General features: G+C 42.9%; 7 protein-coding genes and 1 pseudogene. 4 read left to right on the top strand and 4 right to left on the bottom strand.

From position 1 onward, the window contains the following. Positions 1 to 13: 13 nt before the first annotated feature. A complete protein-coding gene (locus BTW00_RS03400; protein ID WP_075106239.1) occupies positions 14 to 1,366 on the top strand; it encodes a sodium-dependent transporter in 1,353 nt (450 codons plus the stop codon). Between the two features lie 124 nt (positions 1,367 to 1,490). On the opposite strand, the gene tgt is transcribed toward BTW00_RS03400, so the two are convergent. Then, positions 1,491 to 2,642: a tRNA guanosine(34) transglycosylase Tgt gene (gene tgt, locus BTW00_RS03395; protein ID WP_058023663.1), complete on the bottom strand. Its 1,152-nt coding sequence runs from the start codon at positions 2,640 to 2,642 to the stop codon at positions 1,491 to 1,493. A 99-nt stretch (positions 2,643 to 2,741) separates the two neighbouring features. On the opposite strand from tgt, the pseudogene BTW00_RS13825 reads away from it, so the two are divergent. Continuing rightward, positions 2,742 to 3,053 (top strand): annotated as a pseudogene (locus tag BTW00_RS13825) (heme-binding protein). A 109-nt stretch (positions 3,054 to 3,162) separates the two neighbouring features. Here the strand turns inward: BTW00_RS13825 and asd are convergent. Further along, positions 3,163 to 4,296, bottom strand: a complete 1,134-nt coding sequence (gene asd, locus BTW00_RS03380) for an aspartate-semialdehyde dehydrogenase (RefSeq protein WP_075106238.1) — start codon at positions 4,294 to 4,296, stop codon at positions 3,163 to 3,165. 450 nt (positions 4,297 to 4,746) lie between these two features. On the opposite strand from asd, the gene BTW00_RS03375 reads away from it, so the two are divergent. Beyond that, entirely contained in the window at positions 4,747 to 5,877 is a 1,131-nt protein-coding gene (locus BTW00_RS03375) for an endonuclease/exonuclease/phosphatase family protein (RefSeq protein WP_075106237.1), read from the top strand. Positions 5,878 to 6,411: 534 nt separating this feature from the next. Here BTW00_RS03375 and BTW00_RS03370 read toward each other — a convergent pair. Both BTW00_RS03370 and BTW00_RS03365 read right to left on the bottom strand, forming a co-directional pair. Further along, positions 6,412 to 7,806, bottom strand: a complete 1,395-nt coding sequence (locus BTW00_RS03370) for a peptidylprolyl isomerase (RefSeq protein ID WP_075106236.1) — start codon at positions 7,804 to 7,806, stop codon at positions 6,412 to 6,414. A gap of 156 nt (positions 7,807 to 7,962) precedes the next feature. Next, the gene (locus BTW00_RS03365) at positions 7,963 to 11,007 is read right to left on the bottom strand and encodes an LPS-assembly protein LptD (protein WP_075106235.1); all 3,045 of its coding nucleotides are present in this window, start codon (positions 11,005 to 11,007) and stop codon (positions 7,963 to 7,965) included. 379 nt (positions 11,008 to 11,386) lie between these two features. Here BTW00_RS03365 and BTW00_RS03360 point away from each other — a divergent pair, with 379 nt between their 5' ends. Further along, a complete protein-coding gene (locus tag BTW00_RS03360; protein ID WP_075106234.1) occupies positions 11,387 to 12,502 on the top strand; it encodes an aminoglycoside phosphotransferase family protein in 1,116 nt (371 codons plus the stop codon). Positions 12,503 to 12,643 lie beyond the last annotated feature (141 nt).

The following is a 12,643-nucleotide window of genomic DNA, read 5'->3' as shown; positions in this document are numbered from 1 at the left end:
GAGGACGCAAAAAATGGCTATCAATAAACAAGAACATGCACAATGGAGCTCAAGTTTTGGCTTCGTGTTAGCAGCAGTAGGTTCAGCAGTAGGTTTGGGAAATATATGGAAGTTTCCATATATGGTGGGTGAGAGCGGTGGTTCAGCTTTCGTTATCGCTTATTTATTCTGTATCGCGCTAGTCGGTTTTCCAATATTAGTTGCTGAATGGCTCATTGGTCGCCGTGGACAAAAAAACCCAGTCAACACGTTTGCGGATGTGGCTGCTAGCGAAGGTAAATCTCGTAGCTGGACCATCGTTGGTGCTACTGGTATTTTGGGTGGCTTTTTAATTCTATCCTTCTATAGTGTGATCGGTGGTTGGGCACTTAACTATATCACCAAAGTGGCGTCAGGCAGCTTTACAGGTCAAGATAGTGATTCTGTGGCTGCGACCTTTGATGCGATGCTAGCATCAGCCGGTACATTGACGATTTGGCACACCGTATTCATGATTTTAACGGCCGTTATCGTTGGTATTGGTGTAACGAGTGGTATCGAAAAAGCAGCCAAGATTTTGATGCCACTATTGGGTGTGATCCTTTTCGTTATCGTTGGTTATAACATAATGAATGGCGGTTTTGGTGAGGCAGTTGCTTATTTGTTCACGCCAGACATGAGCAAGCTGACGGCTGACGTTATGCTTGCAGCATTAGGTCATGCCTTCTTCACGCTATCGATTGGTATGGGCATCATGGTTGCTTATGGTTCGTATTTGGGCCGCGAAGTGAACTTGCTAAAAACTGCACGTACCGTTGTTATTTTGGATACGGTTATCGCTTTGGCGGCTGGTTTAGCCATTTTCCCAATTATCTTTAGTAACGGTCTAGATCCTGCGTCAGGTCCTGGTCTGATCTTCGTCAGCTTACCGATTGCTTTTGGTAGCATGAGTGCGGGTACTATCATTGGTGCATTGTTCTTTTTGCTTATTACCTTTGCAGCTGTCACCTCGTCCATCTCATTACTAGAGCCAACGGTTGAGCTGCTAGAAGAGCGTACGTCGATGAGCCGTACCGTATCGACTATCGTTGCCAGTACTGTGATTTGGCTATTAGGCATTGCCGCATTGCTATCGTTTAACCTATGGTCTGAATTTACTATCATGGGTAACGGTATCTTTGATGCACTAGACAAGATTACCAGTAAGTTCCTGTTACCTCTAACAGGTCTTGCGGCCATCGTATTTGTTGGTTGGAAAATGGATCAGCGTAGTATTCAGCAAGAGCTTGGTTTATCTAATGCGACATGGCAGCTTTGGCAAATTGTTGCAAAATTCATCGCGCCAATCGCTGTGATCGTGGTATTTGTTACCTCACTGATGGGCTAATAGTTATTTACAATGATTTAGACATGTAAATCATTGAGTGATAAAAGCAGCACACATAAAAAGGGCTTAAGAATTATCTTAAGCCCTTTTTATGTCTAATAATATCAATAAATACTAAAATGGATTAACGCAAGTTTAACTCAGGAATGGTTTGTCCACGCTTATTATAAAATTCGCTAACGAATTCATCAAACTGATCTTGCTCAATGGCGTCTCTGATCCCTTGCATCAAACGTTGGTAATAGCGTAAGTTGTGAATGGTGGCTAGCTGAGCACCCAGCATCTCTTTACATTTATTAAGATGATACAAATAAGCACGGCTAAAGTTTTGGCAAGTGTAGCAGTCACATTCAGGATCTAATGGGCCTTCGTCGTTACGATACTGGCTATTACGGATACGTACCACACCAGCATTGTCTGCATCGCCCGTCACAAAGTAATGGCCATTACGCGCGTTACGAGTTGGCATCACACAATCGAACATGTCCACACCGCGGCGTACGCCTTCAACTAAATCCTCAGGCTTACCAACGCCCATTAGATAGCGCGGCTTATCTGCTGGCATATCATCAGGCAGGTAGTCTAGGACGTCTATCATCTCTTCTTTTGGCTCACCAACTGAAAGACCGCCGATAGCATAACCATCAAAGCCGATATCTAGCAAACCTTCGAGTGATTGCTGGCGCAAATCGGGATACATACTGCCTTGTACGATACCGAATAATGCGTTGGTGCTACCCAGTCTATTGTGCTCATCAACGCAGCGTTGTCCCCAGCGTAGTGATAGCTCTAGAGATTTCTTTGCTTCATCATGAGTCGCTGGATAAGGCGTACATTCATCGAACTGCATGACAATGTCTGAGTTCAAGCTGTACTGGATTTGCATGGATTTTTCAGGAGAAAGAAATACTTTGGCGCCATCGATAGGCGATTTGAAGTTAACCCCTTCTTCGGTAATTTTACGCATGGCCCCCAGACTGAATACTTGGAAGCCGCCTGAATCCGTCAAAATAGGCTTGTCCCAATGCATGAACTTATGCAAGCCGCCAAATTTATCAATCACTTCCGTGCCTGGGCGTAACCAGAGGTGAAAAGTGTTGCCTAAAATGATATCAGCACCAATGGCTTCGATATCACGTGGCAGCATACCTTTGACCGTACCATAAGTCCCAACAGGCATAAAGGCAGGCGTCTGCACGTCGCCATGATTGAGATGAACGGTGCCGCGGCGTGCACGCGTTGCACCGCTGGCTGTTTTATGTAAGACAAATTGCATATGTTAACCGATATATGAGCTATGAAAATGGCGCTAATTATAGCATTGTTAGGGATTTTTTGGATATTGATATTCATTCTGTCAATATAGTCAGTCAGTATGCAGCAAGATGACGGAAAGTGGCGCGTACAATTCGCGATGCCCAGTAAATATACGATGGAGACGTCACCAAAACCAAATAACCCAGAAGTCGAAATCGTCGAAGTACGAGCTCAAAATTATGACATTATCAAATTCTCAGGATTTACTGGAAGTGATAAAGTAGATAAAAGGACATAAGAACTGCGAAATTGGATGCAAAGCAAACATTTAACGCCTACAGGTGAGCCAGAATTGGCACGTTACGATGAGCCATGGGCATTGCCATTTTTACGTCGTAACGAGGTAATGATTGCGTATGAGCAAAAGTAATACAAGGATACTAGGGCATATAGTCATTGTTCTTAGCCGTTTAGGTTATTAACCGCACAAAAAAGACAGCACTTGCTGTCTTTTTTATCTGATATTTTGGTTATTCGATTTAGTTGTTTTGCTCACGAATGATATTCAGCATACGGCGCAATGGTTCTGCTGCGCCCCACAGTAGCTGATCACCAACGGTAAAGGCACCTAAATACTCAGGGCCCATTTTGAGCTTACGTAAGCGGCCTAATGCAACTGTTAATGTACCAGTCACTGCGACTGGCGTTAAGCGATTCATAGTGGCTTCTTTGTCGTCTTCGACCAAGTCTAACCACTCGTTGCCGCTATTTTTTAGGGCGGCTTCAATCTCTTCTAGAGGGATATCTTTTTTGAGCTTGATGGTTAGACCTTGCGCATGGCAACGCATTGCCCCGACACGTACACACATACCATCGATAGGAATCATGCTAGCTTCGTCATTACCAAGAATCTTATTAGTCTCAACGCCGCCTTTCCATTCCTCTTTTGACTGCTTATTTTCTAACTGTACATCGATATAAGGAATCAAGCTACCGGCAAGCGGCACACCAAAGTACTGTGTAGGGAAGTCTGCTGAACGCTGTGTCTGAGCGATTTTCTTATCAATATCAAGAATGGCGCTAGCAGGGTTGGCCAGCTCATCTTGTACAGCGTCATGCAAAACACCCATACCTGAGATAAGCTCACGCATGTTATTGGCACCAGAGCCACTAGCCGCCTGATAGGTCATCGCGCTGACCCATTCGACCCAACCTTTATTAAACAGCTCACCAATAGCCATCAGCATCAAAGATACGGTACAGTTACCACCGATAAAGTCTTTTTTGCCACTGGCTAGGGCGTCATCAATGACGCTGCGATTGACTGGATCAAGAATGATGATGCTATCATCTTTCATGCGTAGCGTACTTGCCGCATCAACCCAATAGCCAGTCCAGCCGCTATCACGTAGTGGTTGGTGAACGTTTGACGTATAATCACCACCTTGGCAAGTAATAATCACATCACAGGCAGCGAGTGCTTCAATATCATGAGCGTCTTTTAGTTGGCCAGTTTTAATACCGTCGAATTTTGGCGCATCACCACCAGCATTACTGGTTGAAAAGAAGACAGGCGTAATACCGTTAAAGTCATTTTCTTCTTGCATACGTTGAATCAATACTGATCCTACCATGCCGCGCCAGCCTACCAAGCCTACTGTTAAATTACTCATGAAATTCAGTCCTATTTACAATTATTTGTTGCATCACCAACCGATAACAATGCCGTGAATGGTACAAAAAAGCAAGGCGTTTTGGCTATTATTTACTCGTTTTCCATACACTATTAACTATGTGTACTATAACTTTACGTTATTATTAGAGTCGCGCTTAGGTATTGGCAAAATATATTTGGTTGCCTATAAAGAATAAGGCTTTCGATAAAATACTTATTATTTTGATTGGGCAGGTATTGTAAATTTTTATGGCAGTTGTTGCAGAATCACGACTCATATATAGGCGAAAATCTTATGAAATGCTAAAGTAAGCTTCTAGCATTAATACTTGACGTCAGTTCAGTTAGAACTCAGTTCAGTTAAGATAATGATGTGCGTTGTCATGGAATGAATGGCACATGTCATTATTGGCCCCATTATCATCTCAATAAACGGTTATCACATACTATGGATCTCTCACTATTATATTACAGCTTACAATGGCTCGCAGGATTCATCGCATTTGTAACGATCTGGGGTTGGGTGCCACTGGATAATTGGTGGGTACGTGGCGTCGAATTCCCACGCATTCAGATAATGGTACTGGGCATTATTGCTTGGATTGGCATGATCATGTTTTTCTCAGAGTGGCAACTGGGACAATGGTTGTTATTTATAGTGCTTAGTATCACGTTAGCGTTCCAGTTAAGAATGGTATTGCCGTATACCAAGCTATGGAAAAAAGAAGTTCAAAAAGCAAAGGACAAACCAGAAGGGCAAGTACATCAATTAAAAATCATGGTCTCAAATGTGTTAACACCCAATGATGAAACACAAAAATTGGTTGATTTGGTCAAGCATAGACAGCCCGATATTTTAATTACGCTTGAAACTGATAAAAAATGGGAGAAAGCCTTACAGCAAATTGAGTCTGATTATCCATATACGGTGAAGGTTCCGCTGGATAATCTATACGGTATGCACCTGTACTCTAAGCTTGAGCTCATAGATCCTGAAGTGAAGTACCTAATAATTGATGACATACCTTCTATTCATACGCAGTTACGCTTGCAAGGTGGTCGAGTGATTTGGCTATACTGCTTGCATCCTATGCCTCCAAGTCCAACTGAGGCTGATAAATCTACCACGCGTGATGCCGAATTGCTGATGGTTGGCAAACACATCAAAGAAAATGAGCAAACCGCGATATTGGCTGGTGATCTCAACGATGTGGCATGGTCAAAAACCACGCGCCGCTTTCAGCGTATTTCTGGGCTGCTAGATCCTCGTATTGGTCGACATTTTATCAACACCTTTCATGTCAAATATCCTTTTCTGCGTTGGGCATTGGATCATATTTTCCATAGCGCTTGCTTTACAGTAGTTGATATCAAACGTATGCCGTCTATAGGATCTGATCATTTTCCTGTCATGACGACTTTACAATATGAGCCAGAAGAAACGAGCAAGCAAGAAGGCAATGCGCCTACTGCAGAAGCAGAAGATGTAGCAGAAGCAGATAGCAAGATTGAAGAAGGTAAAAAAGAAGGCAAGAAAATGTCAGATGAACGCAAAGAAGCGCAAGGCAGTTTTAGTTGATAAGAAGTGCGACGTATAGGTTAAAGTTTACTCTTATAACGTAAGCATATGCTTACGTCAAATAAGGTCTTTAGCTTCTATTCGTACCAAATTGATTGTCCTATAATACATTCATCAACACAAGGATACGCAAGGATGCAGTGTTGAGACGGTATCAATAAAAGAACAGGTCAGCCCGCTGTCTTATACGTTACTGTTTATGACTTAGGATGAGTCAACATGGAAGAGAGATAATAACAATAACATGAAGCACTGAAGCCTCGAACCAATCGCCCTAGGTTCGGGGCTTTTCTTTGTGCATCCTCTATCGATTTGTAATATTCTTGCTATAAACAGCTAAATAGATTGGTTTAACCGTCTGTTAAGTTAATTGTACTTAGGCGGTTTGCTATCCATTATTCTAATTAACTGGCAGTCAATTTCTAAATAAAAAAAGGGTATATGCATTGGCATATACCCTTTTTCTGTGCAAGCTAATTAGTATTATTAGCGTTCAGTGTATTAACTTATGACCAAGCAATTAAACGTAAGTCTTTAACCGAGTACTTGGATGTAAGCACCTGCACGCAATTCTTGCAACCAGTCTTCTTGTGCTTGAGGCGCTAGGCGTTGATACAAAGCTTGGCGTGCCATATTGCGACGATATTGCTCGCTCACATCCTGCTGACGCTTACCGTCAACCTTTAAAATATGCCAGCCAAACTGAGTTTTGAATGGAGCAGAGTAGTCACCAACGGCTGTGTTTTTCATTGTGGCTTCAAATGGAGCCACCATATCTTCTTCACTGACCCAATCAAGATCACCACCGCGTCCAGCCGATCCTGGATCGTCTGAATAGGTTGATGCTAAGGCAGCAAAATCAGCGCCATTACGCAGTTGCTCATACAAATCATTAATTTTCTGTTCAGCCAGTGCATCTGTCTGTAACTCATCGACTTTTACTAAGATATGACGAGTGTGCCACTGTGGAATCAGCATGGTATCACTGGCTTTTTTATCAGCCAGCTTAACGATATCGATACCTTCAGGCGTTAGTAACGGCTCACTAACTGCACCAATATCGAGGTTGGTAATTTTGCTTGATAGCTCTGTCGGTAGGGAGGCCGCTTTGTGAAAGCCCATATCGCCACCTTGAATAGGGATAGGATAGCTACCTTGGCTTGCAGCAACAGCTTCAGAGACACTGACATTTGGTTCAAGTAAACGAGTACGCAAATCCTGTGCAACTTTTAGCGCTTCCTCACGTTGAGCTGCTGACAGACGGCTGTAGTCATCTATATAAGGAACGCGTACATGCACAGTTTGGTATTCACTTTGGTTCAAACGTTTTGCTTCAGGCGACGCCAAAAATGCATCAATATCTTGCTCGCTAATGCGTACTCGGCGACTGATTTGACGCTGCTGCAGCTCTTGAATAGCAGCATCTTCGATCAGTTGAGCACGTAATGCGGCATAACTACCAGGACGCGCGGCATCTAAGCGTTGCTGTAATGCTGAGATGCTATTAAGCCCTTGAGATTGAGCAATTTGAGCAAGGCGTTGATTGATCTCGGTCTCATCAGGAGATAGGCCGACACGTTTTACCATTGATAGTTGCAATTCACGCAAGATAAGCGCGTTTAGTACCTCAGACTGTAGTTGTGCTGAGTTTGCAATTGGCTCGCCTGCCGCTTGTGCACGGGCTTGGGTTTGTGTAATGGCATCAACCAATTCGCTCTTCAAGATAGCGTTTTCATTGACTAAAGCGACAATACCATCAGTACTATTGGCAGGTGTCAAGCGACTTACTGTATTCTGATTAGCAGTAGTCGAGGCTTGTGCTGTGGCAGGTTTCACAGGCGCTGCCTGAGCACTTAATGTCAGTGCAAGACTGGCACTCATAGATAGCAGTACAGCGCGGCTGGTTTGACGTAAAGAAAAAAATCTCATGATGCTCCTCATCAATGTCATCGCATCGGATGGTAGTTGGTCAACACGATCCAATACTTTTAATCATTAAATACCCGACAGTGTTGTCCATAATTGGATTGTAGATAGTGCTTTATACATTTTTATATAAATAATATTTTATTTCAAAAAATCTCGTTAGTCTTTCCATGCAGTTTGGACAGGTTCAAAGCCTAATATCTTATCAGAGAGCAATCGTGTTAAGCGGCTACTGCCACTACCAAGCCCATTTAATCTAATTTCCGCCATAATAGCTTGTGTTGGCTCGTCTTTGACATTTAAGTCATTATAGTAACGACGACCATAAACTGCAAAACCAAAACAGCAATCTTCATAATCAACGCCGATAAGTGAGTCGAGCATCTTATTACTATTATAGTCATATTGACCTTGAGCCAATATCCGCCAGCTATTGTTGATAGGGAAAACAGCAGAGGCGGTAAATGCGGACAATGGCAACTGATCCGTATTTTCATCACGCTGGCGCTTGACATAGCCCACATTGAACAAGCTATTGTCTGATGGCTGATAACGTAGCTCAGTCGTGATATAGTTCAAATCATAGTCGTTAGTCAGCGCACCGCTCACATCAACCCAAAAATTATTGTAAGGTTGGGTACTGGTATCCCATACCATGCCTGAGGAAGAAGAGTTGAAAACTCGTTGCTCATCATCAAGCGTGACACGGCCGTCATCTATATAGAACTGTTCTGCAATGCTACCATCAAAACGTGTCACACCCGTTGCATCGATGTAACGATAATTGACACCAGGCGTGATAGAGTGCAGATCTTGCAAGCGGTCATGGCCTAAAAACCAACTGTCTGAAAATAGCTGCTCATAGTTGATAGAGGCAATACGAGTATTAAAGTTAGGGATGTCGTTTTGGTTTTTGTACGGTGAATACGTGTATTTCACCCGCGGGCTAAGCAGACGATAGCCACCCATAGTGTCATCAAAAGCGCCAAAGGGTGAGCCTGCTTGGTAGAAATTCAGACCTGCATCAATACTGGCTTGTGGCACAAATACGGATTGGCTACCATCTTCTTCACTGATGTTATTGTCTGCCAAGCTGTCTTCATCATAGGAAGTATAAAGGTGCTGTAGGCTTAGCTTCGGTCTAATATAGCCCCAAGACTTCTCCATCGGATAGACGGCACTTATTTTGTTATAAATGCGTGCACCGCTCTTTTCATTCTCAGAGCCATCATCAATAGACTTCTTAAAATAGGCAGAATCATGTACACCAGTGATGTCAAAGTTCTTCGCCCACGGCAGTCGATAGTTGAGCTTTAGTTGTGGTAGGCGTGAATAGGGTTTGTCTTTATCCTCTAGAGCCTCACCGTTATCAGTAAACGCATCTAACGTTTGAAAGGTTTCTACTTTTAACTCACCATCGACGTAATCATTATAATAATTAACTCGAGCACGCCTTGGTAGGTTGATGGTGTTATCTGATAAACCTAAGGTATCAAAATCATCAAGATAATCTGCATCTGATACATAGCTATATTTGGCATCACCACTTAACCGTGGAATACTTTTCGATGACCAATAATGATCATAAAAAAAGCTTTTACGATCTTCGTCATTATATTCTTTGTCATTAGGCAAGTATGAACCGTTAAAAATGCCTTCTCCATAGTTTTCGGTCAAATAACGGAACTCACCTGAGACCATAGGATTACGATCAGTATATACATGCGTATTGAGCGTGGCATCGTAGTTGGGCGCTAGGTTGAAGTAATAAGGAACATCAATCTCAACACCGCTCTCACTACTCACGCTAGCACTTGGTAACAAAAATCCGCTACTACGACGACTGTCTATTGGAAAGTTAAAGTAGGGGAGATAAAAGACCGGTACGTCAGCAATGCGAAAAGTCGTATTATAGGCTTCACCGCGCCCTGTATCAGTATTCAAATCGATACTTTTGGCATCAAATTGCCATTTACGGTTGGTGGGTGGACAGGTGCTAAACATCACCTCGTCCAACTCGTACTCACTATCATTGGGCTTATTCAAGCGTTTAGCGTAGCCGTGTGCTTGTAGCTCAACACTAGCAAAAGCCACATCGTTGGCTGTTGATTGTCCAGTTTCAGTATTATAATTTAAGCTGTCTGCAACCCCAATCAAACCACCTTTTTTTGCTCTTTCATTAAAGCTGGCTTGAGCGTTGCTTGGTGCATTGCTACGTTGCAGTGATTGTCCTGTCGCCTGATCGGTAAACATGACTCTACCTTGTGCAGCAGCCACCCCATTGCTTAGATCAATCACAACTTTCTCTGCTTCGATATGCTGGGTGCCCTGATCGACTTTCACATTACCTGATAGCTCAGCATAGTTGATATTATTGTAATAACCGTAGTCTGACTCTGTGAATAAAGGTGCTTGATTGTTGGGAATACTGTCGACATCAGGTACGGGTTGTCCATTTGCACCGCCAGCCTCATTCACAGCACGCTGATAATTAGGGTTGCTCTTTGGATAGACCCATTGACCTTCACAGCGTTGTGCACTATCTATAGCGTTTGGCAATAATCGTAAGTTTTTACCGACTTTTGGAATGGTCTGCGCTGTAGGCGCTAAAGTACTCTGTATGTTATCTGACTCAGCATCTTCTATATTATCCACGTCATTTGAGACAGGAGTCTCTGGTGTAAGCTCATAGAATTCTGCCAAACGCACTAAGCTGTCTTGAATGCTCTCATCACTGATATCTAGCTGACGGTTATCCGCTACGCTATTTTCAGGTGTAGCTATAGCATTAGCGCGTGTGTCGCGGCTTACCTGATCGCTATCTGGCATATTTGATGGTTGTATCGAGGCGGTATCAGAAGACTCATTAATCTCTGTGATATTCAAAAAATCATCGGAGGCGCTGTCTTCTAACTTAGCATCGCTTGCGAAACCTGTGTCATCAAAATCAGAGGCAGGAGTCGCTCTTTGAGAATTATCGATCTGTGAGCGCGCGTCTTTATAACGGATATCGTTGTAATCACTGCTTTGAGTGACATTACTGTTATTGGTATCAGGAAGGTAGCTGCTCGTACTACCAGCACTTGATGGCTCAGTTGTCTGTGTGTCAGCATCGTTGATGGCAGCATTAACCGTTAGGCTAGATAAGCCTAAGGCACCAAATAAGATCAAACGAATGCTTTGGTAAAGCGGAGAATATAACAAGGGCACACCTATGATTGCAGAGCCTATTGGATTGCGATACTGAATTGCATAGTCGTATTATTCAACAAGACAGAGTTGTTAATGAACGGCTAAAAAATCACTCATCGATAGCGTCATCTCAAGAATTTGGCTGTTTTACATATAATGACGACTAATCATAGTCAAAAAAAACCAAATCAGCTACACTATTTACCAAAATTTATAATATAGCCAAGCTACTTTTAAATGAGCTAAAAATTTCAGCTTATCGTTAAATTACTGAATGATATCTTGATATGTCTACTAACGCAGTTGTTGCGGCTTAAGATATGACCATTTTAGCAAGTATTTGCCTGACTTATCACTACTTTAATTATTTATGATTTATATTTAACCTGTGATGCCCACTATGACTGATAAAACCACTATAGAGCCTGACATGACCGATAACAATAACGACAATCGCCAACAACAACTCGAGCATTGGTTGCAGCAAGTATTTGTAGATAAGCCCTTTGATCTAGACAGTTTACCGGGTGACGCGAGTGCGCGCCGCTATCATCGCATTCAACTGCTAGAGGCTGACGGATCAGGAGATACGCGTCATATCGTCATGGATTCTGCTGATGAGCAAGATGCCATGCGGCAGTTCATCAATGTTGCCAAGCTCATGTCGCCTGCAATCAATGTGCCGACGCTCATCGCACAAAATTTAGAAAAAGGTTTTTTGGTGCTACAAGACTTTGGTGCAGTAGAGTTTGCTCATTTGCTGAATGATGCAACACCAGAGCAAATCAATGACTATTATCAACTTGCCATGCAGACGTTAGTAGCGCTGCAAACGGTACCAGTCGAGACTGCAAAATCTCAGTATCAGCTGCCAGATTACGATACGGCGTTATTAGATCGCGAAATGAATCTGTTTAGCGAGTGGTTTATCCCTTATATCGGCGTAGAGCTGAATGAGGAGGTGTGGGAAAACTTAAAATCGGCACTCATCAATGAAATCCTGCTGCAGCCACAAGTCATTGTGCATCGCGACTATCATAGTCGTAACCTCATGCAAGACCAAGCGGACACATCGCGCTTGGGCGTGATTGATTTTCAGGACGCCGTCATCGGCTCTTATGCTTATGATTTAGTATCATTGGTACGCGATGCTTATGTTGAATGGCCAGAGCACCAAGTATCTGCATGGATTAACGACTTTTGGCAGCTACAAAAGCAACAATTGCTAACCACAGCCGATAATGTGGTTCAGCTTGAAAACGACGTTAATGTAATGGGCGTACAGCGTCATTTAAAAGTACTAGGGATTTTTATTCGATTATCTGAACGCGATGGCAAAGATCGCTATTTGGGTGATATTCCCAAAGTCATGCGTGATTTAATTATTGAATTAAACTGGCTGGCTGAACAAGGTAATGATGCGATCAAGCATGCCGTCCTACCTTTTAATCAATGGCTAAAAGATGCTGTTCTACCTGCATACAAAGGTAAGTTCGCTTCAGCCTAGATGATGCTTAGGGCGTGTTGAACATTCGCAAATAGGCACTGCTGATCGCTAAAATTGTTCCAGACAAGGCACAAAGCGACGATAATGCAGATGCCTTAGCGAGATTTGTAACGCAGTATGGGGCAATTTTAGCATCAGCCC

Source organism: Psychrobacter sp. C 20.9, assembly GCF_001921765.1.
GTDB classification, from domain to species: Bacteria; Pseudomonadota; Gammaproteobacteria; order Pseudomonadales; family Moraxellaceae; genus Psychrobacter; species Psychrobacter piscatorii_B.
This window is presented reverse-complemented; position numbering and strand designations above follow the sequence as displayed.

What these genes read in the sequence shown, in the direction of transcription:
- BTW00_RS03400 (WP_075106239.1), top strand. Translation starts at nt 14, where the DNA reads ATGGCTATCAATAAACAAGAACATGCACAATGGAGCTCAAGTTTTGGC.
- tgt (WP_058023663.1), bottom strand. Translation starts at nt 2,642, where the DNA reads ATGCAATTTGTCTTACATAAAACAGCCAGCGGTGCAACGCGTGCACGC.
- asd (WP_075106238.1), bottom strand. Translation starts at nt 4,296, where the DNA reads ATGAGTAATTTAACAGTAGGCTTGGTAGGCTGGCGCGGCATGGTAGGA.
- BTW00_RS03375 (WP_075106237.1), top strand. Translation starts at nt 4,747, where the DNA reads ATGGATCTCTCACTATTATATTACAGCTTACAATGGCTCGCAGGATTC.
- BTW00_RS03370 (WP_075106236.1), bottom strand. Translation starts at nt 7,806, where the DNA reads ATGAGATTTTTTTCTTTACGTCAAACCAGCCGCGCTGTACTGCTATCT.
- BTW00_RS03360 (WP_075106234.1), top strand. Translation starts at nt 11,387, where the DNA reads ATGCCCACTATGACTGATAAAACCACTATAGAGCCTGACATGACCGAT.